We start from the raw sequence: 25987 nt of genomic DNA on the forward strand, positions 1-25987 counted from the left end.
ACGGCATGGACGCGTTCGAACATCCGGGCGGGCAGGCCGTCGTCCCGCCGGAGGAGGGGCTGGAAGCCCTGGTACGGCTGCTGGAGCGGCGCGGCGCGGTGGTGCTCAGCGGGGCTGGCCTGTCCACCGAGTCCGGCATCCCCGACTACCGGGGCGCCACCGGCCGCCGCCGCGGCGGCACCCCGATGACGTACCAGGAGTTCACCGGCAGCGCCGACGCCCGGCGCCGCTACTGGGCCCGCAGCCACACCGGCTGGCCGGCGATCGCCGGGGCCAGGCCCAACGCCGGGCACCACGCGGTGGAGCGGCTGCACCGGGCCGGGCACGTCGCGGCGGTCATCACCCAGAACGTGGACGGCCTCCACCACGCGGCCGGCACCCGGGAGGCCGTCGAGCTGCACGGCGGACTCCACCGGGTGGTCTGCCTCGACTGCCGCCGTACCAGCGCCCGGGTCGAGCTGGACCGGCGGCTGGAGGAGCTCAACCCGGGCCTCCGCCGGCCCGGGGCGCGGCTGCGGCCCGACGGTGACGCGCGGCTGCCGCAGTCCGTGGTGGACGGCTTCCGGGTCGCCGCCTGCGCGGACTGCGGCGGGGTGCTCAAGCCCGACGTGGTGTTCTTCGGCGAGAACGTCCCGCCGCCCCGGGTCGAGCGCTGCTACGAACTGGTCGACACGGCCGACTCGTTGGTGGTCCTCGGTTCCTCCCTGGCGGTGCTGTCCGGGCTGCGCTTCGTCCGCCGCGCCGCCCGGGCGCGACTGCCGGTGGCGATCGTCAACCAGGGGGCGACGCGCGGGGACGAACTCGCCGCGCTCCGGCTCGACCTGCCGCTGGGGCCGGCCATGACGGAGGTCGCCCGGCTGCTCGACGCGGTCTGACCGGCGCGCTCGCCCGGTTCCCGCCGCCGCGCTCGGCCGACCGCCGCGTCCAGCCGGCCGCTGTGTTCAGCCGTCGCCGTGCTCAGCCGGCCGCTGTGGGTGCCGGGCCGCCGCGCTCGGCCGGCCGGGTACCCACAGCGGCACCCGGCCGCCGCGCGGCATGCAGCGCGCCGCGTCCTGCTCCAGCCAGTCGGCCACCCGCTCCGGATCGCCCTCGCACAGCTCCACCAGCGCGGACGCGGCGATCCCGGTGCAGCACAGCACCAGCGCCAGGGTGTCCCGGCGGCGGTGGTGCTCCCGTACGTACGCCTCGGCGCGCTCCTCGACCCGGTCGATGTGGCCCGGCCCGTCCTCGGCGGTCAGCGCCTGCACCCCGTGCCACACCAGGGTCAGCGCGCAGGGCTCGGCCGGGTGCGAGGAGCCGGCCCGCCGCGCCTGCTCGCGGGTCTCCGCCGAGCGCTGCCCGAGCCACTCCAGCGCCGCCGGCCCGTCCTCCCGGCAGCGGCGGAGCACCAGCTCCGCGGCCCGGGCCACCACGGCCCGCAGCACCGCCGGCGCGGGCGCCCTCAGCCCGGCCGCCGACCCGTCCCCGAACGCCAGCCAGGCATCGGCGAACGAGGCCGCCCGCACCCCGCCGACCCAGGTGGTCGACTCGCTCTCCGTGCTCAGCCGGTCCTCGGCCCCCAGCCGCACCAGCCCCACGGCCGTCAGGCACGCCGCGTCCCCGTCCAGCTCCCGCAGCCATCGACTCAGCACCGGCACACACCCCCGTCAGCGGTTCATCCCCTTGAGGCCTCATCCCACCACACCAGGACGGAGACGAACTAGACAGGAGCACGTCACAATCTGGAACCAGGCCTTCCGCGCGGTCCTGCGGCGGGGACGCGGGGGCCGGTGACGGCCGGGCGAGCGTCCGGCGACGGGCCCGGGCGGCCGGGTCCCCGCACCTCGCCCGAGTCCCCGTACCGCTCCCGAGTCCGCTTCCGGCGGCCTCGGCGTCGTATCCGGGCCGTTCCGGCCGCACTCTCGGCGGGCGATTCCCGATCCGGCATCCGGGTGAATTGGCGCGGCGCCGCCCGGCGCGGAATGAAGCCGGGTCCGGCGCTGCCAGAATGCAATTTCCTCGGGGTCCACCCGCACAGTCGGTGCCATCGGACAGCTGGAGCGGAACATGCGAATCATTCAGCAGCGTATTAGTTCGGAAAAGAGGCCCGGCGCAGTCGCGGGCGGCTTTCCGTGGACGCTCATGTATCACTCGGTGGCGCCGGCGGTCGAGGATCCCTATCTGATCACCGTCGATCCGGCACGGTTCCGCCGCCAGCTGCGCTGGCTCTCCGCCCGCGGCCTGCGCGGGGTGTCGGTGGGCACCCTGATGCGTGCCCACCGGGACGGCGCCGCGACGGGCATGGTGGGGCTCAGCTTCGACGACGGGTACCGCGACTTCGTCGAGGAGGTCGTGCCCGCCCTGGCGGAGCACGACTTCACCGCGACGGTCTACGTGGTGGCCGACCGGCTGGGCGGCTACAACGACTGGGACCGGCAGGGCCCGCGCAAGCCGCTGATGACGGCACGCCAGGTCCGTGAGGCCGCCGCAGCCGGGATGGAGATCGGCTCGCACGGGCTGACACACCGGCGGTTGGCGGGCCTGGACGCCCGGGACCTGGAGGTCCAGGTCGCCGACAGCCGCCACGTCCTGGAGGACCTCACGGGCCGGGAGGTCGCGGGGTTCTGCTACCCGTACGGCTCGCTCGACGCCGCCGCGGTGGACGCGGTGGCCGAGGCCGGCTACGACCACGCGTGCGCGGTCAGCCCCGGTGCCCACAGCGGGGAGTACGCGCTTCCCCGCTGCTACGTCGGCGACCGGGACGGACCGCTGCACCTGGCCGCGAAGCTGGTGCGCGACCGCTGGCGGCGCTGACCACCGCCGGCGGCCGCCCCCGCCGACGGCCGCTCAGCGTCGCCGGCCGTCCAGCGGGGGACGGCCGTTCAGCGGGGGACGGCCGCGGATCCCACAGCCGGATCCGCGCCGGCCCCCGCGGCGGGCTCCACACGGAGCCAGGACTCGTGCCACAGCAGCGCGCACCGGCGGTCGCAGCCCGCGGCCAGCGGCTCACCGCCGCAGCGCAGCCCGTCGAGGATGAACCACCGCCCCCCGGCGGGGTACTGCCACCAGACCAGGGACCGGTGGCGCAGCTCGGTGGTACCGTGCCGGGTGCCGGCGTGGCGCTCCATCCCCGCCTGGAAGGGGACGCCGTGCAGGCGCCCGTCGGGGCCGAGGGTCGCGTGGATCTCCGCGAGGCTGCGCACCGTCGCCCACAGGGTGACGGGCCGTTCGGCGGGGGCTGGTGCGGGGGCGGGCTCCAGCCATTCGTCGCGGAACAGCAGCGCGCAGTCCATGCCGCAGCCCTGGGCCCCGTCGGCGCCGTGGCAGGTGGCGCCGGCCAGCGCGACGGTGCCCGACAGGCGCCGCACCCGGTAGCGGTCGTCGACCATGCGGCGCACGACGCGTTCGACCTGGTAGACGCCGCCGCAGAACGACCACTGGCTGCCGGTGAACCACAGGCCGCGGTGGCGGTCCCTGCCGTCGAGGGTGGCGCGCACCGCGGCCTCGTCCTTCACCCGGACCCAGTCCCCCTCGGCGAAGCGGGAGGGCCGGCCCGGCGCGGGAACGCCGTCGCGGCGCTCCCGCAGGCCCTCGCGGGCGATCCGGGCGCGGCGCACGACACCGAGCGGGGGAAGGTCGCGCAGGGGCAGGTTCTTGTACTGGCACCGGTTCGCGGCGGTCTTGCTGCGCAGCTCCGCGGTTCGGGGGAACCGTGATTCCTCGACGGCCATCAATGAAATCCCATCGGGTTGGAGATATCGGCACAGGCTAGCGCAACCGGCCTTTCCCCGTGCGGGCCTCCGGAGCCTTTCGAGGCCATGTCAGAAGAAATAGCACTAGACCCACTAAGAGTCTTCCGGAGTGAAGAAACGCCACTTCCGGAGAGTTCCGGGTTCATGCCCGTGTAATGTCTCCACCGTTGTCGCGGTGGAGTGGCCGAGTGGTGAGGCGACGGCTTGCAGAGCCGTTCAGACGGGTTCGATTCCTGTCTCCACCTCTTCTCCCGCCCGCTGCCCGCCGCCGCGGGCTGCCACCGGGCGCCGACGGTCAGGTCGGCGACACGTCCAGCCGGTCGCTCAGCTGGCTGCGGGAGGTGATCCCGAGCTTCGGGAAGATCCGGTACAGGTGGGTGCCGATCGTCCGGGGTGACAGGTGCAGCTGCCGGCCTATCTCCTTGTTGGAGAGGCCCTGCGCCGCCAGCTGGGCGATCTGGACCTCCTGGGGCGTGAGCAGGTCCCGGTCGAGTCGGCCCTGGCTCTTGCTGCCCTCGCCCGCCGAACGGAGTTCCTGGGCCGCCCGTTCACGCCAGGGCTCCACGCCCATGGCTTCGAAGGACTCCCGGGCGATCCGCAGCGGAGTACGGGCCTCCATCACCCGGCGGTGGCGCCGGAGCCAGGTGCCGTGGGCGAGCATGAGCCGGGCACGGACGAACGGCGCCCGGGACATGTCCAGATCGAAGGCCGCCCGGAACCGTTCCTCGGCGTCCTCGTCGTCGGCGAGCAGAGCCTGGGCGAATCCCAGGCTCACCCGGATCATCTGGACCTCGCTCGCCCCGGCGGACGTGACGAGCTGTCGCAGGGCGTCCTTCGCCATGGCGCGCTGGTCCTCGCTGGTGGCGGCCTCGGCCAACTCGGCGATGGCCATGGTCTGCATGAACGGGTGGTAGGAGGGATCGGCCGGGTCGAAGACCCGCCAGACGCAGGAGAACGCCTCGGCGTGCCGACCCGCGGCGAGGGCGATGAGGCCGCGGGCGATCTGGATGTACGCGAGCTTGGAGGGGTCGACCACGGTCAGCCCCTGGCCCTCCGCCTCACCGATCGCGACCAGCGCGGTGTCCAGGTCTCCGCGCAGCGCGGCGAACTGCGCCTTCGCCACCTTCGCACCGGTCAGCCAGCGCGGTTGCGCGGTCTCCTCGGCCAGCCGTGCCGCCTCGGCCGCCGCCGGGAGTCCGGCCTCCCAGTCGACGGTGTGCACGGTGGCGAGGGCGAGGAGCACCAGGGTCTTGGTCAGCGGGCCCCGGCGCCCCTGACGACGCAGTCCGTCCGCCGCGTGGCGGGCGAATCCCGTGACGTGGTCGAACCCGTTCACCATGATGGCCGCATTGCCCAGGGTGGCGGCGGCCACGACGTCGTACCCGCCCTCGCGTTCGAGCCGCCGCAGCCGGTCGATCACCGTCGCCGACGCCTCCATCGGGGCGGCCCCCGCCAGCGTGCACACCAGGTCCGGGTGGAGTTCCGGGACGGGCAGCCGCTCGGCGGCCGTCACGACGCGCTCCCGCAGTTCCCGCCCCGGGTCCGCCCACCAGCAACGCCACGCGGCCACGCGCAGCAGCCGCAGCGCGAGTTCGGGATCGCCGGCCTCGGCGGCCTGCTCCGCCGTGGCGAGCAGCAGGTGGATCCGGGACGTGCTCGTGTCGGACTCCGACTCCAGCCATTCGCGCAGCAGGACCACGCGGGCCCGCTCCAGCACGTCCGGGCCCAGCGATTCGGCCTGCTGCACCAGGGCTGACACGCGATCCGCCCGGCCGAGTTCGAAGCACAGCTCCGCGGCACCGAGGAGGCGCGCCCGCCGTCCGGCAGGGTCCTCGCTCAGCGCGATGGCGCGTTCCAGCGCCGTCAGGGCCGCGGTGACGGCACCACGCTCGCGCGCGCCGAGAGCCGCCCGGTCCAGCTGCCGGGCCACCGCTTCGTCGGGACGGCCGCCGGCCGAGGCCCGGTGCCACGCCTGCCGGTCGGGGTGTCCCCGGAGGGTGTCGGCGAGTGCGCCGTGGGCGGCCAGGCGGTCCGCGAGCGGTGCCGCGCCCAGGACGGCGGAGCGCACCAGGGGATGGCTGAAGACGATCCGGAACCCGTCGACGCGCACCAGGCCCGCGGCCACGGCGGGCTCCAGCGACAGCGCGGAGATCTCGGTGCCGGTCAGGGCCGCGGTCGCGGCGAGCACCTCGGTCAGCGCACCGTCGTCGGTGGTGGCGGCGACCAGCAGCAGCTGGTGGGTGTCGGACGGAAGGTCGGCCAGCCACGAGGAGTAGGCGCGTTCGAGCCGGGCGGTGAGGGGGAGCACCGGCGAACCCGCGGACCCCTTGGGCTCCCCGTCCGCCGCCAGGGAGAGGGGGAGCTCGACCAGTGCGAGGGGGTTGCCGGCCGACAGCCGCGCCACCCGGCGGCGCGCCCCCGGGTCGAGACCGGGACTGCGGGCGTCCAGCAGGGCGTCGCCCGCGCCCGGGGCCAGCGGCCCGAGGTGCAGCTCGCGGATGTCGGGGACGCCCCGCCCGGCCGTACGGTCGTCGCGCACGGCGAGGAGCAGGCCGAGGGGTTCGGCGCCGACGCGGCGCGCGACGAACCCGAGGACGTCCAGGGTCGGTGCGTCCAGCCACTGGGCGTCGTCCACGACCAGCAGTACGGGGGCTTCGGCGGCCGCCTCGCCGAGCAGGCCGAGGGTGGCCAGGGCGATCATGAAGAACCGGGGCGCGGAGGCGCCGTCGGACGGCTCCGCCATGCCGAAGGCGCCCAGCAGGGCCTGTGCCTGCACGGCGGGCAGGTGCGGGATGCGCTCCGTCATGGTGTGGGCCAGCTGGTGCAGCCCCGCGAACGGCAGCCCGGTCTCGGCCCGGACACCCGCTGCCCTGAGGACGGTGAATCCGGCGCTCCCGGCCCGGGCGGCGGCGTGGTCCAGCAGGGCGGACTTGCCGATCCCGGGAGCCCCGTGGATCAGCAGCGCGTCGCCGCGCCCGGGCAGGGCGTCGACCAGTGCGTCGACGGCCGCCAGTTCCTCGTCCCGGCCGAACAGTGTGGTGCCTGACATCCGAAGTTCCTCTGCGCCTGCGCCTGCGCCAGTGCTCTGACCAGGACCGTTGCAGTGTAGGTGCGCGCATTGCACGGTTCGAGTGCGCGGATAGTCATGTGTCCGGCGCCACATCACCTACAGTCGCTTCACAGTCATCCTGCCGCCGACGTAAGTCATCCCGTGTCCCATGCTGGAAGCCATGTCGAGCGGAGGGAGAGGACCGATGGCATCCGTGACCGACACGGCCGGGCGGCCGGACGACGGGAGCACGCTTCGCCGCCGGAGCGGGGCCGTTCCCGTCGCCGCCGTACCCTTCACGGTCGCCTCGTACGAGCGTTCGTCGGACCCGGGCCGGATGACGACCCGCCAGTTGGGGCACCTGCTCTTCATCACGACGGAGGCCGGCCCCCGGTGCTACACCCGCGGCCCGCGGGAGATCGCCCGTGGCATCCGGCAGGCCGAGGGGTTCTTCGTGGTCGCCGTGATGGGGGCCACCGGCGCCGTGGTGCGGCAGGACGGCAGGACGACCGAGGTCCCCGCGGGAGCGGTCTCCTTCTGGTACACGGAGACCCCTCATGTGGTCGACTACCCGGACGGAGTGGACGTCAGGGTGTGCCTGGTCCCCCGCCGGGCCCTCGGTGTGCGGGACGAGCAGCTGGCGCGGGTGACGGCCACCGTGGCCGACGCCGGCGGGCCGGTGGCCGTCCTGGTCGCGCAGTCCCTGCTGACCCTGGCCGAGACGGCCGGGGACTGCCCCGAGCCGGTCGCCGGCCGACTGGCCCGCAACGTCACCGACCTGGTGGCCACCCTCGTCACCGAGCAGGCCGCCCGTGACACGTCTGCCACGGAGGACTCCCGCACGGAGGGCGCCCGCCACGCCCGGATCCGGGAGATCCACGCCTACGTGGACCGGCACCTGAAGGATCCGGAGCTCGGACCGCAGACGATCGCGGCCGCGCACGGCATCTCCGTCCGTTCCCTCCACAAGCTCTTCGAAGGGGAGGGGACCACCGTCAGCCGCCTGATCCAGCGCCGCCGGCTCCGGGCGAGCGCCGAGGAACTCACCCGCGGGGACGGCGGTGACAGCACGGTCTCCGGCGTGGCCCAGCGATGGGGCTTCACCGACCCGGCCCACTTCAGCCGGCTCTTCCGCGCCTCGTACGGCATCTCGCCGAGCCGGTGGCGCGACACCCGCGGCGGTGCCGAGCGGGCCGCCCGGCGGGACACCCCGGATCCGGTGTCCTGATGACCCGTCGACCGGAGAGGAACCCGGTGTCCCCGTCTCACCCCGCCGCAGCTCACCCTGCCGCGTCTCTCTCCACCGCGTCGCTGCCCGCCTCCGACCGGGCGGAGGCGTGGCACGACGCCGTGTCCCACGCCTTCGTGCCGATGGCCGTGGACTTCCTGGAGGAGGTGCCGTCGCCCGGGGAGATCACCGGCCACCGGCTCGGTCCGGTACGGATCCTGAAGGTCCAGGCCGGGCCGCAGACGGTGACCCGCGGCAGGCGCCTGATCGCCGACGGCGACTCGCCGACGCTCATCCTCAGCGTTCAGGAGCGGGGCACCTCGCTCAAGGAGCAGGACGGCAGGGAGACGCTCATCCGGCCCGGCCAGTTCTCCCTCACCGACACCTCCCGGGTGTTCCGCAAGAGGATCGAGGAGGAGTTCGCCTTCACCTCCTTCCACTTCCCCCGAGCGGAACTGGACGTCCGGGAGAAGGACCTGCGGGCCCTCACCGCGACCACCTTCGACGGCTCCGAGGGCAGTGCCGCGCTGCTGACGAGCTACCTTCGGCAGATGGCGCGCGAGGCGGCCGGGCTGGACGAGGCCGTCGGGCGCCGGGCCGCGTCCACGGCGCTCGACCTGCTGGCGCTGCTCGTCGACGACCGGGCCGGGCTGGTGCTGCCGCAGGGTTCGCGGACCGCGGCCTCGCTGGAGCGGGTCAAGGACCACATCCTGTGCAACCTGCGCGACCCGGACCTCTCGCCGTCCACCATCGCGGAGGCGAACTTCATGTCGGTGCGCTTCCTCCACAAGCTGTTTCAGCAGGAGGGCGTCACGGTCGGCGGATGGATCCGGACCCAGCGCCTGGAGCGCTGCAGCCGGGACCTGCTGCGCCCGATGGCCGCGGAGCTCGGCGTGGCGGGCATCGCCCGCCGCTGGGGCTTCGCCAACTCCAGCCACTTCAGCCGCGCCTTCCGCGACGCCTACGGCATGACGCCGAGGGACTGGCAGGTCAGCGGTGGGTCGGCGGGCTGACGCCGTGCCGATCGCGCTCTGACGAGTGACCGGAGGCGGGGGCCGTGGCCGATCGGAGAGGACACCCGGACCCGTACCACGAACGGCCCCTCCTTCGCCGATCCGTCGAAGAACTTCGAATGATTCGACCCGTCAGGTGGTGTGGTGTTTCCTGGAACCATCGCACCGGAGCCGGTCCCGAGAAGGGGCCGGGGACCGGGGAGCGGGGACCGGCGCGTGCCGGTGGACCACCGGCCGACCGAACTCCTCGCGCACCGACGTCCAGTCGTCGGTCGAAGAGCCAGCCAAGCCCTCAGGACCGGAGGAACGATGCGTCTTCGCGCCATAGCCGCCGCCACGGCAGCGGCCGCCACCCTCGCACTCTGTCCCCTCGCCGCCACCGCGGCGAGCGCCGCACCCGTGGCCGGGGCCGCGTCGGCGAAGCCCGCCCTCGACAGCGGCGTGTGGAACACCGCCACCTACAACCCCGACGGGCACGTGAACACGGTCGAGATCAACCAGTACGTCGGCAGCGACAACCACCACTACGTCGTCGGCTGGCTGTACGCCGGGAGCGGCAACGTCGCGTTCTACTACGACCAGTCCTACGACGGCGGCCGGACCTGGAACAGCTTCCTCGACCGGACGTACGTCGGCCCGGGCGGCTGGTACACCCTGCCGACGAAGTACGACGACGGGGGCGTGTGGTACCGCGCCTGCTCCGCGGCCGAGTGGGCGGGGAGCCCGTACGGGAACCCCCAGTGGGGCTACAACATCGCCTGCACCAACTGGTACTGACCCCAGGGACCAGGGGCGGCCCGCCGGTGCCCGGCGGGCCGCCCCTGCCGGTCCGGCGCCGGCCTGACCGATCGTTCGACGGGTCGGCCGGGAACATGCCGGTCCTCGGCGACCGGTCCCGCGCCGCGGGGCCCGGCGGCGCCCATCTCGTGGGGCACGGGAACGGCGCGAGGCCTGTGCCGCGCGGTCGCGTGACACAGGCCTCGGGTCACTCCGGTGGTCCCTGTCCGGCCCCCGGGGTGTGGGGGAAGCCGACGGGTCGGCTTAGTACCAGTGGTGGGACTGCCAGAAGTTCCAGGCGGCGTTCGGGCTGCCGTAGCGGGTGTTCATGTAGTCCAGCGCCCACTTGATCTGGGTGGCGGGGTTGGTCTTCCAGTCCGCACCCGCGGAGGCCATCTTGGAGGCCGGCAGCGCCTGGCCCAGTCCGTACGAGCCCGAGCTCGGGTTGGTCGCGGTCACGTTCCAGCCGGACTCGTGGGAGATGATCTGGCTGAACGAGGCGAGCTGGTCCGCCGGCACGATCTGGGCGGCGAGGGCCTGCGGGGAGGCGTCGGCGGCCGAGGCGACGGAGGGGACCACGGCGGCACCCAGGGCGGTCAGACCGGCGGCGCCGGCGAGGATCGCGGCAGAGGTGCGCATACGGAGCTTGAAAGCGGGCATGTAGAGCAGGACCTCAATCGGGTTGGGCCGGTGTCACGCCCCACCCGGACCGTGGCCGGACAGGGGCCGAACGGTCGCGGGGAGTGACTCGGCGGTAAGCCGCGACCGGCGGGACAGGAGCCGGTGCGGCTGGCGACGAATGCCAAGTTGCCAGACCGGACCGGGGCCCGCCAAGGCCCCCTCGCTACGATCCGCGGTCGTAGCGCGGTGGCCGTCTGGGATTCGAAGGGCGGGCCACGCCGAGCGCACCACACCCTTCCGGCCTGCGCAAACACCGCCGACCCTCAGTAAAAAGCGGGCAAAACGGACACTGCTAGCCGCCGTCGTTCGCCGGATCCGCATGTGAGCGCACTCACCGCCCGGGGCCCGGCGGCATCACCGCCCGGCCCGCCGCCGGCACTCTGAGTCACCGCCGGCCGGGCCGTCACCGAGAGCGCGGCCACACCCCGGCGACACCCCCCCGGCTCAGGTGGGGTCGGTGGCGGGCTCGGTCGCGTAGCGGCTCATCGCGTCGACGTCGGCCTGCGGCGTCAGCGGCCGGCCGGCGTCGAGCACCTCCTGGAGGTCCCGGAAGTACTGCACGTACAGGTCGGGGGTGAAGGTGCTGAGCATGACGGCCGGGTGGTCGGTCGGGTTGGCGAAGGTGTGCGGGGCGCCGGGCGGAACCATCACGAGCGTGCCCGCGACGGCGTCGTACTCCTCCTCCCCGACGGTGAACCGCACGGTGCCGGACAGGATGTAGAAGCCCTCGTCGTGTTCGCGGTGGCGGTGCTGCGGCGGCCCCTGGGTGTGCGGGGCGAGCACGGACTCGGCGATCGCGAGTCGGTGCCCGGTGTGGCTGCCGTCCTCGAGAACGCGCATACGCGTGGTGCCCAGAACGATCGTCTCGCCCTCGCCGGGGCCCACCACCGACACGGCGGGGGCGGTCTGCGGCGTGCCGGTCTTCGCTTCTTCGGTCATGTTCACGAGTGCACCGCCGGGGGCCGTCCGGTGTCCAGGACCCGTGCCGCGGGGCCGATGCCGGACGACCGCCGCTGGTTCCGCCGCGTACCGTCGCTGACGAGCGGCCACCGGTGCCGCCGCGCCCCGCGCCCCCATGGGAGGGACGCGGGGCGCGGCGGTCGGGCGGGGGAGGGGCGGTCAGAACTGCCAGGCGGGGTTGTCGGCGATCGCCAGGAGGGCGGCCTCGGCCAGGCCGGCGTCCGGCTGGTCGGTCCACTGCTGGAGGGTCACCGTGCGGCCGTCGGTGCGCTGGAGGCGGACGTACTGGGAGGTGCGGCCGCTCTGCGGGTGGGTCAGGGTCATGGCCTCGCCGTGCGCGCCGGAGGGGAGGTCGACCAGGTGGCAGCTGGTGCGCGGGGCGACCTCCTGCGGGCTGGGCACGCCGGGGCGGGGGGTGACGGTGGGCAGGGCGATGGTCGCGCAGAGCGGGACCTTGGGCGCGTCGGCGGTCTGGTCGGCGCCGCCGACGAACTCCACCGGGCCGGCCGGGGACTGCCAGGCGACCCGGAAGCTGCGGCCCGGGATGTCGCCGGCGCCCACGGTCGTGGGGCCGGCCGGGAGCAGGCCGGCCAGGGTGGTCGCGAGGTGCTCGCTGGTCCAGCCGGTGGCGCGGCCGCTGCCGGGGCCGAAGGAGTCCGGGCGCAGCGGTACGGCGCTCGCGCCTTCCGAGCCGGCGAGGGTGAGCGGGCCGGCCAGGGGGTCGGCGGCCGCCACCGTGGCGCCCGGGGTGGGGGCGGCGGTGGTGGGCACGGTGGCCACCACGGCGGCCAGGGCGGCGGTGACGGCCGTCGCGGCGCCGACGCGGACGGCCAGGCGGGTGCCGCGGCGGCGGCGTCCGGCCACGACCGCCGCGTCGACCGCGCCGGGACGCAGCGGGGGTTCGGCGCCGAGTCCGGCGGCGAGGAGGGTGCGCAGCTCGTCCTGCGGGTCGAGGGCGTCGTGGGTCACAGCAGCTCCTTCAAAGGGGTGGGGTTGGCGGCGAGTTCGTCGAACGGGTCGGTGTCGCCGAGCAGGGTGCGCAGTTTGGCGAGGGCGCGGGCGGTGTGGCTCTTGACGGTTCCGGCGGTGCAGCCGAGGGCCTTGGCGGTGTCCGCGATGTCCAGGTCGGCCCAGAAGCGCAGGACCACCACGGCCCGTTGACGCGGCGGCAGGGCGGCGAGCGCGGCGCGGACCTGCAGGCCGAGCGAGGGGTCGGTGCCCGGGCCGGGGCGGTCGGGCAGTGCGGGTGTCGGGTCCTCGCGTCGCCAGCGGCGCCGGGTGTGGTCGATGCAGGTCCGGGTCAGTACGCGGTGGGCGTAGGCCTCCAGGTTGGCGATGCGGTGCCGTCTTCCCCAGGCCGCGTACAGCTTGGTCAGTGCGGTCTGCGTGATGTCCTCGGCGTGGTGCCAGTCGCCGCACATCAGGTACGCGGTCCGCCGCAGGTGCGGCAACCGGTCCTCGGCGAAGCCGCGGAACTCCTCCAGGTCTGCGTTACGCACAGGGCGTGTCCTCCGTTCGTCTCTGTCCACTCCGACGGAGCGCACCCGGTGCCGGGATGTCACGGGTGGCGGGAAAACTTCGCCGGTCGCGAGGGGGACCGGGGGTTCTCCGGGTTTCTGATCATCGGATGACATCCTCCGCTGCCCTGAGTTCCGTCGATTCCTTGCCAGAACCTGTGCGCGGCCCCGGGATCCGTGGTGCCGCCCGATCGAGAGGACACCTGTGCGAGGAACCCACAGGAACGACACACCCGGGCGAGGGCCACGGGCGGTCCGGCGGTGGCCGGCCGCCGTGCTGGGCGCGGCGCTGGTCGCCTCGTTGGCCGCCCCGGCCGCCTGGGCCGCTCCCGGCCCGGCACCCGACTCGGCGCCCGACGCGGCGGACGGTCCGGCGCCGGGCCGTCCGGTCCAGGTCACCCTGGTCACCGGCGACACGGTCACGGCCCGGCTCGGTGCCGACGGCGCCGTGGCGCTGGCCGGCGTGCGGCCCGGTCCCGGGCGCGAGGACGTGACCTTCGTCCGGCGCTCCGGCGCGCCCGGTTCGCTGAACCTCGTCCCCTCGGACGCGGTCGGTCCGCTGGACTCCGGACGGCTGGACCCCCGGCTGTTCGACGTCGCCGGGCTGATCGCCCAGGGCTACGACGACGCGCACACCGCCGAACTGCCGCTGATCCTGGGCTCGGAGCACACCGGCGGCCCGGGCCTGGCCGCGGCCGTGCCGCCCGCCGGCGCCACCGCCGTACGGCCGCTGGAGAGCGTGCACGGCGCGGCCCTGCGCGCCCCGAAGGCGCGGGCGGGCGAGCTGTGGCAGCTGGTCGCGCGGCCGGACGCCGGACTCGCCGCGGGCGGCGTGGACAAGGTCTGGCTGGACGGCAAGGTCACTGCGGCGCTCGACCACTCGACCGCCCAGATCGGCGCCCCGCAGGCCTGGAACTCCGGCTGGACCGGCAAGGGCGTCAAGGTCGCGGTGCTCGACAGCGGCATCGACCGGGGCCACCCCGACGTGGCCGGCTCGCTCGGCGAGACCTCCGACTTCACCGGGCCCGCCGCCGCGCCGGTGAACGCCGACCCGGACGGGCACGGCACCCACGTCGCCTCGATCGTCGCCGGCACCGGGGCCGCCTCCGACGGCCGGTTCAAGGGCGTCGCCCCCGACGCCGAGCTGCTGGTCGGCAGGGTGCTGGACGACGAGGGCAACGGCCAGGAGTCCTGGGTGCTCCAGGGCATGGAGTGGGCCGCGGCCCGGGCGCCGATCGTCAACCTGAGCCTCACCGGCCCCCCGACCGACGGCACCGACCCGATGGCCCAGGCCGTCGACACGCTCTCCGCCCGCTACGGCACCCTGTTCGTCGCCGCCGCCGGCAACAGCGGCCGCCCCGGCACCGTCGGCACCCCCGGGTCGGCCGACGCCGCGCTGACGGTGGGTTCCGTCGACCGGGACGGCGCGCTCGCCCCGTCCTCCAGCAGGGGTCCGCGCGTCGGCGACCAGGCCGTCAAGCCGGACGTCACCGCGCCCGGTGTCGGCATCGTCGCCGCCCGGGCCGCCGGGACGAACGGTCAGGAGCCGGTCGGCGACCGGTACACGGCCATCTCCGGCACCTCCATGGCGGCCCCGCACGTCGCCGGGGCCGCGGCCCTGCTCGCCCAGCAGCACCCGCAGTGGAAGGGCCCGCAGCTCAAGGCCGCGCTCACCTCCTCCGCGGCTCCGGCCGCCGGCCAGGGCGCGTACGAGCAGGGCGCCGGGCGCGTCGACCTCGCCCGGGCCACCGCCCAGGAGGTGTCCGCCACCGCCGAGGGCACCGGGATCCACCTGGAGGGCCCGCCCGGCGGCACGCCGCTCACCCGTACGGTCGAGTACCGCAACGACGGCGGGGCGCCGGTCACCCTGGACCTGGCCGTCGAGACCACCGCGGCGGCCGGCGCGTTCACCGTCTCCCCCTCCCGCCTGACGGTGCCCGCGGGCGCCACGGCGTCGGCCGCCGTGACCGTCGACCCGGCCCGGGTCCCCTCGGGGGCTTCGCTGACCGGGCGGGTGCGCGCGACCGGGCCCGGCGGGGCCGCCGTCACCACCGCCTACGCGCTCACCCGCGAGGCCGTGCGGCACGACGTCACCGTCACGGCCGTCGACCGCAACGGGGCGCCGATCGGGCCGGGCACCTGGAACACCTGGTCGACGGTCAACCTGGTCAACCTGGACACCCGCGAGGCCTTCCAGCTGCGGTTCACCGGCGGCACCGCCACCGCGCGGGTGCCCGAGGGCCGCTACAACCTCGGCGGAGAGCTGGTCACCCCCGCCTCGGGCACCGCGAGCCGCACCTCGACCCTGTTCCTGCAGCCCGAGGTGGAGCTGCGCGGCGACACCCGGCTCGCCGTCGACGCCCGCGAGGGCCGGCAGCTGACCGTCACCGTCCCCGGCCGCGCCACCACCGGCTGGTCGCTCGCCGCGGGCTACTGCCACCGCACCACCGGGAGCGCCTCCGAGGGCGGCTGCCAGGACGACTTCGCCGTCCTGGGCCGGCCCGGCAACCTGTACGTCGTCCCCACCGCCCGGCCCACCGCCGGCCGGATCGACTTCGTCGCGCAGAGCGTCCAGGAGGGCCCGGCCCCGCAGAGCGGACGGCTGCCGGACCGCTACGACCTGCTGGTGCACCGCACCGGCGGGCTGCCCGACCCGGCCCTGACCGTCGAGGCCGGTGAACTCGCCACGCTCAACACCCGCTACTTCGCCCAGGGCCCGGGCACCGCGGGCGATTTCAGCAGCTTCGCGTCCGCCGGCGGCCTCGGCCTCTTCACCATCGGCCAGCCCACCTTCGCGCTGCCTGCCACCCGCACCGAGTACTTCACCGTGAAGGACCAGTTCCGCGAGACGACCTTCGGCCAGACCTCCGGCCCCGGCGGCGAGATGGTCCCCGGTGCCACCAGCCAGAGCGGCACCGTGCGCTGCGCCGCCGGCGCGACCTGCGCGGAGCGGTGGAACGCCGCCGTCATCGGCCCGGGCCTGGCCCCGGGCAAGGGCGGCGCCACCATGGTCCGCACCAGTGACGGCTACCTCACCGTGGCCCCGCAGCTGTTCAGCGACGCCTCCGCCGGCCACTTCGGGTCCCCGTGGCCGCGGATGCTGAACGACACCGTCCACCTCGAACTGACGCGTGACGGGCAGCGCGTCGCCGGCAGCGACCGGGAACAGGCCCGTTTCGCGGTGCCGGCCGGCGACGCCTCCTACCGGCTGACCGCCAAGGCCGTACGGGCCGAACCCTGGGCGACGCTGTCCGGCACCGTCGAGGCGGCCTGGACCTTCCGCTCGGCCGCCGTCGCCCCCGGGGCCGACGGCCGGACCCGCGGCACGGCGCTGCCGGTCGACACCGTCCGCTTCACCGCCCCCGTCGACCCGGACAACCAGGCGCCGCGCCGCCAGCACACCCTGCTCGCCGCCGTCGAACGGCAGACTGGCGCCCCGGCCTCGGCCACCGAGAGCCTGAGCGTGCGGGTCTCCTTCGACGACGGCGCCACCTGGCAGGACGCCCCCGTCGCCCCGGCCGACGGCGGCTACCGCGTCGCCGTCGACCCGCCGCAGGGCGCCGGCGGCTTCGTCTCGCTCAAGGCCACCGCACGCGCCGCCGACGGCTCCACCGTCGAGCAGACCGTGCTGCGTGCCTACCGCCTGGCACCCTGACGACCCGCCGGTGGCCCGCGGCTGATGCGCGGGCCACCGGCGTGGCGGGCCGGGGCCGAAGGGCTCCGCTCGGGAGCGGGGTGCCCCGGGGAGCGGCGTCCTGGCTCGTGCGGCTTCCGGCCGGACGACCGGTCCCTTCGGCTCAGGTCCGTTCCGGTTGGCTCAGGTCCGTTCCGGCGGCACCCCGGCGACCGTCGCCCCGCCCGTCAGCAGGACCACCCGGTCCGCGCAGGCCGCCGCGAGGGACGCGGGAAGCGGGCGCCAGGTGCGGTATCCCCGCAACTCTGGCGGCCGCTCTACTGCGATGATGATCAGATGAAAGAGGATTCAGTCGCGCCGACGCCCGTCATCCTCGGCATAGACGACCTCCGACCGCTCCCCGGAGTCACGCGGATCGCCCGGACCAGCCGTGAGGGCGTCCAGCTCCTGGAAGAACACCGCGACGTCTTCATCGACGAACTCTGGCTCGACCACGATCTCGGCGGGGACGACAGCATCATGCCCGTGGTCACCCTCATGGAAGAAGCCGCCTTCAACGGACGGCCCTTCCGGATCGGAACCGTCTTCGTCCACAGCGCCAACCCCATCGGCGCCGCAACCGTCGTCCGGTCGCTCACGCGCTGGAACTACCGCGTTCGGCGGGCAGTGGCGTAGGGAGCCCGGTGTCGGGTCGGGGCCCCGGTGGTTGACGAGTCGTGGGGCTGAGCCGGAAACCCCCCGCTGGATCAGATCAGATCAGAGCTGCCCGAGACGTCGGGGCCCGGCATCGGCCTCCCCTCCCCGGCCGTGCTTCCCCGGCCGTGCCTCCCTGTCACGCCTCGCCGGTCGGCCCGAGGGGGCGCAGTAGCCGGTCGAGGCCGAACTCGAAGCGTTCGTCGAACGCCGTGTCCTCCAGGTGCGGCACCACCCGGTCGAGCGCGGGGTAGCGGCCGTCGGCGAGTGCGGGGCCGAGGGTGTGCTCCTCGCCGGAGGTGGCGAGTGCCTGCTCCTCCTGCGTCAGGCCGAGCGTCAGGTACTGGATGCTCCAGAACGTCCAGGCGGCCCGGCGTTCGTCGAGTCCGGCGTCGAGCAGGGCCGCCACGAGGTGCTCGGCGAACGCGAGGGTCGCGGGCTCGGCGGCGTAGGTGCCGGCGACGACGGCCGCGCCGTCGCGGTGGGCGAGCAGGCTGCGGCGGTAGCGGCGGGCCAGTTCGCGCGCCCGCTCGTCCGGGGCCGTGGGCAGTGCGGTGAGCGGGATCCCGGCGACGATCGCGTCGGCCATCAGCTCCAGCAGCCGGGCCTTGGTCTTGGCGTGCCACAGCACGGTGTTCATCCGTACGCCGAGGCGTTCGGCCGTGCCGCGCAGGGAGACGGCGTCGGCGCCCTTCTCGTCGAGCAGTTCGAGTGCCGCCCGCACCACGGCGGCGGGGTCGAGGCGGGTCCGCGGGGCGGCCGGGGTTTGCTTCTTGGTCACTGACCTAGTCTACTGGAGGCATCGCTATTGGTCACTGACCAAGAAGGGGAGCTTCGTCATGCCCGAAGGAACGCGCGCCACCGCCGCACCCGCCACCGCCGCACCCGCCACCGCCGAACACACCGCCGCACCGGATACCCCGCACGGCGTCGTCATCGCCGGAGGCGGACCGGTCGGCCTCTGGCTCGCCTGCGAGCTGCGGCTCCACGGCGTCGACGTGACCGTGCTGGAGACCCGGGCCGAGCCCGACCCGCACTCCCGCGCCCTCACCGTCCACCCGCGCACCCTCGAACTGTTCGCCGCCCGGGGGCTGGTGGCGCCCTTCCTCGCCGAAGGACTGCGGGTGCCCGACGGGCACTTCGCCGCGCTCACCACCCGGATGGACTTCTCCCGGCTGGACACGCCCTACCCGTTCACCCTCGTCCTGCCGCAGGTCCGCACCGAGGAACTCATCGCCGCCCACGCCGAGGCCGTCGGCGTCCGCCTGCTGCGCGAGCACCGGGTGACCGGTCTGACCCAGCACGACGACGCGGTGACCGTCGAGGTCGACACCCCCACCGGGCACCGGCAGCTGCGCGCGGCCTACCTGGTCGGCTGCGACGGCAGCCGCAGCACCGTACGCACCGCCGCGGGCATCGGGTTCCCCGGTGCGTCCGCCACCCGGTGGGCCTGGATGGCCGACGTCACGCTCGACGCGCCGCCCGCCGCGCACACCGCCTTCAACGAGCACGGCACCGTCATGGTCTTCCCCCTGCCCGACGGCCTCCACCGGGTGGTCGGCAACGACGCGCACAGCGTCCAGGAGCCGCCCGAGACCCCCACCGTCGAGGAACTCCGCACCCGGGTGCGCCGGATCGCCGGCACCGACCTCGGTATGCGCGACCCGCACTGGATCTCCGTCTTCGGCAACGCCACCCGCCAGGCCGAGTGCTACCGCCACGGCCGGGTCCTGCTCGCCGGCGACGCCGCGCACACCCACTTCCCCGCCGGCGGCCCCGGCCTCAACGTCGGCCTCCAGGACGCCGGCAACCTCGGCTGGAAGCTCGCCCAGACCCTCGCCGGCACCGCCCCCGACGGCCTGCTCGACAGCTACCACACCGAACGCCACCCCGTCGGCGCCGACCTGCTGCGCAGCACCAGCGCGCAGACCGGCCTGATGACCGGCTACACCCCGGAGAACCTCGCCATGCGTGATCTGATGGGCGAACTCATCGGCGAGGTACCGGAGTTCTCCGACGCCCTGGCCCTGCGCGCTTCCGGACTCGCCGTCCACTACCCGCCCGCCGAGCCGTCCGGCAGCCACCCGCTCACCGGGACCCGGGCCCCCGACCTCGCCGTCCACGGCGGCGCGACGCTGCTGCCCCTGCTGCGCCGCGGCCGCTACGTCCTGCTCGACCTGACCACCGCCCCCGACGCACCGTCACCGCTCGCGCCGCTGGCCCACGACGTCACGCCGGGCCTCGACGTCCACACCGCCCCTCCGGCCGGTCACCGCCCCCAGGGTCACCGCCCCGCCTGGTCCGGAGTCACCGCTGCCCTCGTCCGCCCCGACGGCCACCTCGCCTGGCTCTCCACCGCCCCCGACCCCCGCGAACCCGCCCGCACCGCCGTCACGGCGACCCTCGCCCGCCGCTAGGAGCGGAAAGGCGGGCACCCACCACGGCACGTCCGGCGCCCGGTCCTCCGGCTGATCGACCCGGCCGGAGGCACCGCATCGCGTGCGGTGCCTCCGGCGCCGCCCCCGCGGGGCCGGCGTGACCGGCCCTCGGCGACGGTGGCGTTCCTGGCACGGAGGCTCGCAGGGGCGGTCCGGAATCCCAACTCCGATGTGCCGCAGTGGTTTTCGAACGACCTGTGCGTCGATACATTGATCCGGTCCCCACCTGTCGGGCTTGAGTCGCGGACGGGCACGGAGCCGCGGCCGGCGGGGGGCGACCGGGGAAGGCAGGTGCGCATGGTCCTGGGCAGGCGGAAGCGGCGGGAAGCGGACGAGGCACGCGCGAAGTTCATCGCCAACCGGGAGAAGGTCCGCTCGTGGACCGGGCGTTGGGAATGCCCCGAGGTGGACTGGCCGGCCTTCGAAGAGGTTCCGAGCCCCTGGCTGGTGCTGCCGCGCGAACGCGACCGATGGCTGGACCTCGACGCGCCCTTCATGGAGCGGTACGACTGGCTCCTCGAAGCCACGCCCCGGGCGAACGGCGTCGACGAGCTGTGGGCGCTGTGGGAGTTCGGCGCGGGTCACGAGTTCGAGCGTCTGACGATCCGCTTCCGTACCGTCCTGGACCCCGAGTACCTGGCCGAGAAGCTGGCCCTCGGCATCGAGGCGGCGGCCTTCGACGGATGGCAGGACGGCGACGCGCAGAGCGCCTACGACTGGTTGTGCGAGGGGATCGGCAGCCTGGTCGGCTCCGGCATGGTGCGGGGAAAGCACCGCCTGGGCTTCGTGCTCCTGGAGATGACCTGCGCGGCGGTCGGCCGAACCACCGTCATCACCGAGCTCCGTGCCTCGCTCACGACCACCTCCCTGGACGGCAGGCCCCTGAAGCCCGACGGCCGGGACTAGCTGGCGGCGCCGTCGGCGCCACGGCCCCCGGCACGCGACAGGGCGTCATGGACGGGCGGATCGTGCACGAGGCGCCGCGCGTTTGACGCGTTCCGGGCACGTGATCATCCTGGAACGATGGCAGCGGAGCGCAGCGTGGCGGAGATCCTGGACGCGGCCGTGGGCGTCCGCGAGGCGGCCAGGGGCGCGGCGGCCGGCACGGCCGGCCCCGACGCGGTCCTGGCGGCGCTGTCGGGGGTGATGGAGTACGACCACGCCTCGCTGGCCCGGTGGGATCCGCTGCGCGGCTGCCACACCACCCTGGCCGGGAGCTACCCGGAGGACGCCACCGCGTACATCGAGACGAGGCTCCATCGCGACCCGGTGTTCCCGGTGCTCCGCAGCCCGGCCCGGGGCGGCCTCTGGCTCGGGGACGTTCCCGGACGGCTCCTGGCGGCCTCCCCGGGTTTCCGGGAGGTGTTGCGCCCGCTCGGCATCGAGGACGGGGTGGCCCAGTGCCTCTTCGCCGTCGACGGCCGGTACGTCGGGGTGCTGAACGTGAGCACCCGCCGGCCGCGGTGCGCGCCCGATCCCGCGCGGGCCGTGGTCACCCTGCTCAGCGAGGCGCTCGCCGAGGCCGTCGCCCCCCACGCGGGCCCGCGGTCCGAGGAGCCCGCCGTGGCCGCCGTGCCCGGTCCGGGCGCCGCGTCCCGGCCCGGCGGGCTCTCGCCGCGCGAGCTGCAGGTCCTGGCCGAACTGACGGCCGGCCGCACCAACCGGGAGATCGCCGAACGGCTGTACGTCACGCCCCGCACCGTGGGGACCCACATCGAGCACATCCTCGCCAAGCTCGACCTCCCCAACCGCGCGGCCGCCGCGGCCCGGGCCGCCGCCTGGGGAATCGGCTGCCCCCGCTGACGCGGCCCGGGGTGAGGGCCACGGCTTGGGCGGTGAGCGTGCCGCGCGAGGCCGTTGCCCGCAGCGCGCCGACAAGGACCCGCTCGTGGAGGGAGGTCCGCCGTTCAGCCCACAAGCAAGGGCTGCTTCCGCGGTCCCGCGGAAGCAGCCCTTCCCAGCCGATGGCCGGGCGGATCGGTGTCGGACACCGGTGGCGTCAGTCGGTTTCGGACTCCCGATCACGACCTCGGTAGAACTCCCCCTCGTTGCGGACGAATTCCTCCCACCGCGACATGAGGGCATCGATTCCCGTCGTCTGCCCGGGCTGTGCCGGCATGTAGCGGACGAAGCCCTCCATCTCGGAGGGGTAGTCGAAGCCCGCGTACAGCATCTCGACCACCCCCAGGGCGTCGCCCAGGTCTTCGCGGTGCTCATAGGCCCAGGCGAGCGCCAGGTATCGCCACACCAGCCGCAGGTCGTCCGCGGTATGGCCCGCATCGGACCCTTCCAGAAGTCCGGCCACCTGGTCGGCTTCGTCGGACAGCAGAAGTGCGATCGTCTCCTCCGTCGGCGACGCCTGGCCTGCCTCGAGGCGTCGCGTGCAGAGACGGATGACACCGTCGGCGTCGATCCAGCCTTCGCGGTGCCCGTACTCGAGCTCCGCGAGGCTTGGGCGGACACGCGGTTCGATGAAGTCCGCCGGGATCTTGAAGTTCAGAAAGTCACTCATGGCTTATTGGGGATACCGTTGATCGTTCCGTTTTTGACGAACCCTTGGTGGGATACTACCTGGATGCCGCCCTGGTCCTCGATGAGCCACTCGAAGCGGCCCGTAACGCCGTTCACTTCGCCCGGCATCTGCACGAGGACGCGTGGCCTTCCGTCACCGCCGGTGATCCTGAACACCGTGCCCTTGGAGGAGATGTCCTTCACCACGAAGTCGGGCGCGAGGTGCCGGCCGTCTCGAATCAGCCCGGAACCCCAGCGCGGAAGCTTTTCGATCGCCCGCTGCGCTTCCATCGGCGAGGGAAGATAGTCAATCTTCTCAATCCACTTGATCGTGGCGCTCGATACCCGGGTGATCTGCTCGATGGTCTTGGCTTTGGTCGCGATTTCTGCGAGCTTGGCGGCCCGCCCGGCCGGGAAGAAGGTCACGGCGAGCTCTGCGCAGGAGACGAGGTTCTTCTCCTTGACGCACTCCTCGGCGGTGTCCACCCCGAGAACGGACTTGGTGAGCTGCTTCAGGATCTGCACCTCGTTGCTGGACCCCCACTCGGCGAGGAGTCCGGTGATGGTGCCCGGTCCGAACACGCCGCCCGGCCCGTACGTGCCGTTCGCCTTGGCCATGTTGCACTGGGCGATGAACTCCCGCGGCGTGTCGGGCGTGATGAAGAAGCAGTTGAACTGGCTGAAGTACTGCGCCTTCCAGATCTCTTGGCGGATCTGCGCCTCCAGCGCCTTGGTGAACTCCTCCTCGAGCTGCTTGCTCTGGGCCTCGATACCCGGGTCCCCGGCCGCCAGTTCGGCCTGGCGCTCCTGGATCGCCTTCTCCGCGGCGATGCCCCAGGCTTCGTCGGCGGCCTGCTGGGCGGCTCCGGCGTCCCGTCCCGCCGCGATCGCGGAGTTGTAGGCCTGGGTGGCGGCGTCGCGGGCGACGGCGGCGGACCAGCGCGCCTGGGCCGCGGACGCGCGGGCGCGGGTCGCCGCGGCGGTGGCCTTGGCGGCATCGCGCCCGGCGGCCTGGGCGGCGTTGCGGGCGGTGGTGGCGGACTGGGCGGCGCGAGTGGCCGAGGCTTCGGCGTCCTGGGCGGACCGGCCGGCCGCGGCGGCGAAGCCGGCCGCCTGGTCGGCGAAGGAACGGGCCTGGTCGCGGGCGTTGTCGGCCTCGCCGGAGGCGTTGGCGGCGATGGCGGCGGCCTCGGTGGCCTCCCAGGCGTCCTGCTGGGCGTTGGCCGCGGTCTGGGAGGCTTCGGCGATCAGACGGCGCATCTGCGCGACATGGGCGGAGGTCAGCTGGTCCTTGCGGTCGGCCATGTACTGGCCGGTCTTCAGGAAGGAGCTGACGAGGTCGGGCGTGCCGGAGAGCGAGATCCTGGCCGAGGCCTGAACCTCCGGGCCGCCACTGGCGAGCAGTTGGGTGGCCAGAACCCGTTCGTCGATCTGACGGGCGTTGTACTGGCCGGTCGCCAGGAAGGCGGCGACGGCCTTGGGCGATCCGTCACGCAGGGCCTTCTCGGCGGCTTCCTTGACGCTGGTTCCGCCGGCGGCCATCACCTGGTAGGCGCGGACCCGGTTGTCGGTCACCGCGGCCTCGTGCTGGCCGGTGGTGTAGAAGGCCTCGATCTGCTGGGCGCTGCCCTTGAGCGCGGCCGTGGCGGCGGTCCGGACGGCTTCGTCGGGGCTGTCCTGGGCGATCTCCTGCACGTTCTGGCGCATGTCGTCCAGTTCGGCCTTGTGCCGACCGGTGCGCGCCCAGTCCAGGACGGTGTCGTCGGTACCGGACAGGGCGCCGGCCGCGGCTTCCTGGGACCACGAGCCGCCGGTCTCCATGGTCCGGAGCGCGACCTTGCGGCCCTTGGCCGCCAGTGCCTTCGGGTCCGCGCCGGGCCGACCGGCCTCGGCGGCCAGAGCGGCGGCTTCCGCGTCCTGGGCCCGCCAGTCGGCGAGGAGCGTGCCGATGCCACCGATGGCCTCGTCGTCGGCCTTCTTCATGTCCCGAGCCGTCTCGATGGCGGCTGCGGTGCGGGCGGTGAGGTCCTCCGCCTCGGTCTTGCGGGCGAGTTCGTAGACGCCGCCGGCGGTCTTCACGGCCTCGCCCGCCGCCGACGCGGCGGTGCGTGCCGCCTCTGCCTGTCGGGCGGCTTCGGCCGCCGAGACGGCGGACTCACCCGCGTGCGCGGCAGCCTGGTCGGCGGCCGCCGCCGCGTTCTGGGCGTGCGTGGCCGCCGAGCGGGCGGCGTCGCGGGCCTGGAAGGCGGCCTGGGCTGACTGGGCGGCCAGCGCCGCGGACGCGTCCGCGGCCCGGTTGGCCTCGGCCGCCTGGCGGCGGGCCTGCTCGGCCGCGGCCTGTGCGCGGTTGGCGCCGGCACCGGCGGCGCTTGCCAGACGACCCGCCTTCTCCGCGGAACCGGCGGCCGCGTTCGCGTTGCCACTGGCGCTCTTGGCCGCAGTCGCGGCCTCGCCTGCTGCCAGGGAAGCGGTGCCGGCACTGTTCGCGGCGTCCGCGGCCCGCTGGGCGTCACCGGCGGCATTGCGTGCTTCCTCGGCCCGCTGGCGGGCCTCGGCGGCCTTGCCCGCGTCCGAGGAGGCGGCGCTGGCGGCCTTGCGGGCACCGGCCGCCGCGAGGGCTGCGCCGCTGGCCGCGCTGGCGGCCTGGGCCGCGGCGCTGGAGGCGACCCGGGAGGCCTGGTTGGCGGCACCGGCGGCGGCCGTCGCCTGCTGCGCGGCCGCCGCCGCGCCCTGGGCCGCATCGGCCGCGTCCTTGGCGGCCGCCGTGGCACGGGCCAGGTCCTGGCCGGCCTTCTCGGTCTCCGTCGCCGCGGTCTCCGCGGCGTCCTTGGCGAGCTGGGAGGCCTTGACCGCGCGCTCGGACGCCGCCTTGGCGGCATCCTTGGCGGCCAGGGCCTGCGCGCCGGCCTGCTCGGCCTGGTCGGCCAGCTGCGAGATGGTGGCGCGTTCCTTGTCCCGGGCAGCGGCGACGAACTGACCGATTTCCAGGAACTCGACGATGTCGGAGGGCGTGCCACGCAGCGCGACCTTGGCGGCCTCCTTCATGGCCGGGCCACCGGAGCCGAGGAGCTGCATCGTCCGTGCGCGGTTGTCGACTTCCCGGGCGTCGTACTGGCCCTGTTCCAGGAACCTCTTCACGTCCTCGGGCGTGCCCTTGAGCGCGGTGGTGGCCTGTTCCTTGACGCTGACGCCGCCGGTGGCGACGAGCTGGAAGGCTTCGACCCGCCGGTCCTGTTCCAGCGGGGTCTGCCAGCCGTCCCTGAGGAAGGCCCGCAGATCGGCCGGGGAACCCCGCAGTGCCTTGGTCGCGGCCTCCTGCACTCCGGGCCCGCCGAGGCCGAGTATCTGGAACGCGCTCACCCGGTTGTCGTGGTACGCCGCGTCGCCGTTCTCGACGTCGAGGAACCGCTTGACGTCCTCGTCCGAACCGGTCAGCGCAGCCTCGGCCGCGGCCTTCACGCCCGGGCCACCGATGGTCCACAGACCGACCACGCGGCCACGGTCCGTCAGCCCGGGCAGGTCCGGGGTGCCGTCGGACTCCGCCGCTGACGCGGATGTCGTGCCGAGCAGGCCGGCGGCGAGAGCGATGGGCAGGAGAACCGCGCACGCGCGGCGCACCCCCGCCGTTCGGCTCCCCCGGGGGTGCCTCTTCCCAGTGCCTTCCGGCGCTCCCAGGGAGCGCGGTGAGCGTTTCATGAGACGTTCCTCTCTGTGGGGCATGGGCTTCCTGGCCGGCGGCGCGGATACGGCCGCCG

At 74.4% G+C, this 25987-nt stretch carries 20 protein-coding genes and 1 tRNA gene; 11 read left to right on the forward strand and 10 right to left on the reverse strand.

Annotated elements, in window-relative coordinates:
- Window positions 1-5: 5 nt before the first annotated feature.
- Entirely contained in the window at window positions 6-875 is an 870-nt protein-coding gene (locus tag ACIQ87_RS07960; RefSeq protein WP_402403176.1) for an NAD-dependent protein deacetylase, read from the forward strand.
- 66 nt (window positions 876-941) lie between these two features.
- Here the strand turns inward: ACIQ87_RS07960 and ACIQ87_RS07965 are convergent, their stop codons facing one another.
- Complete coding sequence (locus ACIQ87_RS07965; RefSeq protein WP_402403178.1) at window positions 942-1631, reverse strand: hypothetical protein; 690 nt, start codon at window positions 1629-1631, stop codon at window positions 942-944.
- Window positions 1632-2121: 490 nt separating this feature from the next.
- On the opposite strand from ACIQ87_RS07965, the gene ACIQ87_RS07970 reads away from it, so the two are divergent.
- The gene (locus ACIQ87_RS07970; protein ID WP_402403181.1) at window positions 2122-2793 is read left to right on the forward strand and encodes a polysaccharide deacetylase family protein; all 672 of its coding nucleotides are present in this window, start codon (window positions 2122-2124) and stop codon (window positions 2791-2793) included.
- 68 nt (window positions 2794-2861) lie between these two features.
- Here ACIQ87_RS07970 and ACIQ87_RS07975 read toward each other — a convergent pair whose 3' ends face one another.
- Complete coding sequence (locus ACIQ87_RS07975) at window positions 2862-3710, reverse strand: hypothetical protein (RefSeq protein ID WP_402403184.1); 849 nt, start codon at window positions 3708-3710, stop codon at window positions 2862-2864.
- 195 nt (window positions 3711-3905) lie between these two features.
- Here ACIQ87_RS07975 and ACIQ87_RS07980 point away from each other — a divergent pair.
- Window positions 3906-3976: transfer RNA gene (locus ACIQ87_RS07980), tRNA-Cys, on the forward strand.
- 50 nt (window positions 3977-4026) lie between these two features.
- Here ACIQ87_RS07980 and ACIQ87_RS07985 read toward each other — a convergent pair.
- Window positions 4027-6780 (reverse strand): ATP-binding protein, encoded by a 2754-nt coding sequence (locus ACIQ87_RS07985; protein ID WP_402403187.1) that lies wholly within the window; start codon window positions 6778-6780, stop codon window positions 4027-4029.
- 205 nt (window positions 6781-6985) lie between these two features.
- On the opposite strand from ACIQ87_RS07985, the gene ACIQ87_RS07990 reads away from it, so the two are divergent.
- The 3 genes from ACIQ87_RS07990 to ACIQ87_RS08000 all read left to right on the forward strand — a co-directional run bounded on the left by ACIQ87_RS07990 (window position 6986) and on the right by ACIQ87_RS08000 (window position 9798).
- On the forward strand, window positions 6986-8008 hold the full coding sequence (locus ACIQ87_RS07990) for a helix-turn-helix domain-containing protein (RefSeq protein ID WP_402403190.1): 1023 nt from the start codon (window positions 6986-6988) through the stop codon (window positions 8006-8008).
- A gap of 122 nt (window positions 8009-8130) precedes the next feature.
- The gene (locus tag ACIQ87_RS07995) at window positions 8131-9021 is read left to right on the forward strand and encodes a helix-turn-helix domain-containing protein (protein ID WP_402403193.1); all 891 of its coding nucleotides are present in this window, start codon (window positions 8131-8133) and stop codon (window positions 9019-9021) included.
- Window positions 9022-9330: 309 nt separating this feature from the next.
- The gene (locus tag ACIQ87_RS08000; RefSeq protein WP_402403196.1) at window positions 9331-9798 is read left to right on the forward strand and encodes a hypothetical protein; all 468 of its coding nucleotides are present in this window, start codon (window positions 9331-9333) and stop codon (window positions 9796-9798) included.
- A gap of 264 nt (window positions 9799-10062) precedes the next feature.
- Here ACIQ87_RS08000 and ACIQ87_RS08005 read toward each other — a convergent pair whose 3' ends face one another.
- The 4 genes from ACIQ87_RS08005 to ACIQ87_RS08020 form a co-directional block, all read right to left on the reverse strand.
- Complete coding sequence (locus tag ACIQ87_RS08005; protein WP_402403199.1) at window positions 10063-10437, reverse strand: transglycosylase SLT domain-containing protein; 375 nt, start codon at window positions 10435-10437, stop codon at window positions 10063-10065.
- Between the two features lie 486 nt (window positions 10438-10923).
- On the reverse strand, window positions 10924-11418 hold the full coding sequence (locus ACIQ87_RS08010) for a cupin domain-containing protein (protein ID WP_402403202.1): 495 nt from the start codon (window positions 11416-11418) through the stop codon (window positions 10924-10926).
- Between the two features lie 180 nt (window positions 11419-11598).
- On the reverse strand, window positions 11599-12408 hold the full coding sequence (locus ACIQ87_RS08015; protein ID WP_402403204.1) for a hypothetical protein: 810 nt from the start codon (window positions 12406-12408) through the stop codon (window positions 11599-11601).
- Window positions 12405-12938 (reverse strand): SigE family RNA polymerase sigma factor, encoded by a 534-nt coding sequence (locus ACIQ87_RS08020; protein WP_402403207.1) that lies wholly within the window; start codon window positions 12936-12938, stop codon window positions 12405-12407. The genes ACIQ87_RS08015 and ACIQ87_RS08020 overlap by 4 nt, the downstream gene beginning before the upstream one ends.
- 292 nt (window positions 12939-13230) lie before the next feature.
- Here ACIQ87_RS08020 and ACIQ87_RS08025 point away from each other — a divergent pair, with 292 nt between their 5' ends.
- Together ACIQ87_RS08025 and ACIQ87_RS08030 are read left to right on the forward strand one after the other, a co-directional pair.
- Window positions 13231-16611 (forward strand): S8 family serine peptidase, encoded by a 3381-nt coding sequence (locus ACIQ87_RS08025; RefSeq protein ID WP_402403209.1) that lies wholly within the window; start codon window positions 13231-13233, stop codon window positions 16609-16611.
- A 315-nt stretch (window positions 16612-16926) separates the two neighbouring features.
- Entirely contained in the window at window positions 16927-17265 is a 339-nt protein-coding gene (locus ACIQ87_RS08030) for a cyclic-phosphate processing receiver domain-containing protein (protein WP_402403212.1), read from the forward strand.
- Window positions 17266-17422: 157 nt separating this feature from the next.
- Here ACIQ87_RS08030 and ACIQ87_RS08035 read toward each other — a convergent pair whose 3' ends face one another.
- On the reverse strand, window positions 17423-18064 hold the full coding sequence (locus tag ACIQ87_RS08035) for a TetR/AcrR family transcriptional regulator C-terminal domain-containing protein (protein WP_402403215.1): 642 nt from the start codon (window positions 18062-18064) through the stop codon (window positions 17423-17425).
- 58 nt (window positions 18065-18122) lie between these two features.
- On the opposite strand from ACIQ87_RS08035, the gene ACIQ87_RS08040 reads away from it, so the two are divergent.
- The 3 genes from ACIQ87_RS08040 to ACIQ87_RS08050 all read left to right on the forward strand — a co-directional run bounded on the left by ACIQ87_RS08040 (window position 18123) and on the right by ACIQ87_RS08050 (window position 21524).
- The gene (locus ACIQ87_RS08040; protein ID WP_402403218.1) at window positions 18123-19700 is read left to right on the forward strand and encodes an FAD-dependent monooxygenase; all 1578 of its coding nucleotides are present in this window, start codon (window positions 18123-18125) and stop codon (window positions 19698-19700) included.
- A 312-nt stretch (window positions 19701-20012) separates the two neighbouring features.
- The gene (locus ACIQ87_RS08045) at window positions 20013-20627 is read left to right on the forward strand and encodes a hypothetical protein (protein ID WP_402403221.1); all 615 of its coding nucleotides are present in this window, start codon (window positions 20013-20015) and stop codon (window positions 20625-20627) included.
- 117 nt (window positions 20628-20744) lie between these two features.
- The gene (locus ACIQ87_RS08050; RefSeq protein WP_402403223.1) at window positions 20745-21524 is read left to right on the forward strand and encodes a response regulator transcription factor; all 780 of its coding nucleotides are present in this window, start codon (window positions 20745-20747) and stop codon (window positions 21522-21524) included.
- A 196-nt stretch (window positions 21525-21720) separates the two neighbouring features.
- Here the strand turns inward: ACIQ87_RS08050 and ACIQ87_RS08055 are convergent, their stop codons facing one another.
- Both ACIQ87_RS08055 and ACIQ87_RS08060 read right to left on the reverse strand, forming a co-directional pair.
- On the reverse strand, window positions 21721-22233 hold the full coding sequence (locus tag ACIQ87_RS08055) for a DUF2247 family protein (RefSeq protein ID WP_402403226.1): 513 nt from the start codon (window positions 22231-22233) through the stop codon (window positions 21721-21723).
- Window positions 22230-25724: an ALF repeat-containing protein gene (locus tag ACIQ87_RS08060; protein ID WP_402403229.1), complete on the reverse strand. Its 3495-nt coding sequence runs from the start codon at window positions 25722-25724 to the stop codon at window positions 22230-22232. Before ACIQ87_RS08060 ends, ACIQ87_RS08055 begins: the two co-directional genes overlap by 4 nt.
- Window positions 25725-25987: the final 263 nt, after the last annotated feature.

Source organism: Kitasatospora sp. NPDC096204 (assembly GCF_044763205.1).
Taxonomy (GTDB): domain Bacteria; phylum Actinomycetota; class Actinomycetes; order Streptomycetales; family Streptomycetaceae; genus Kitasatospora.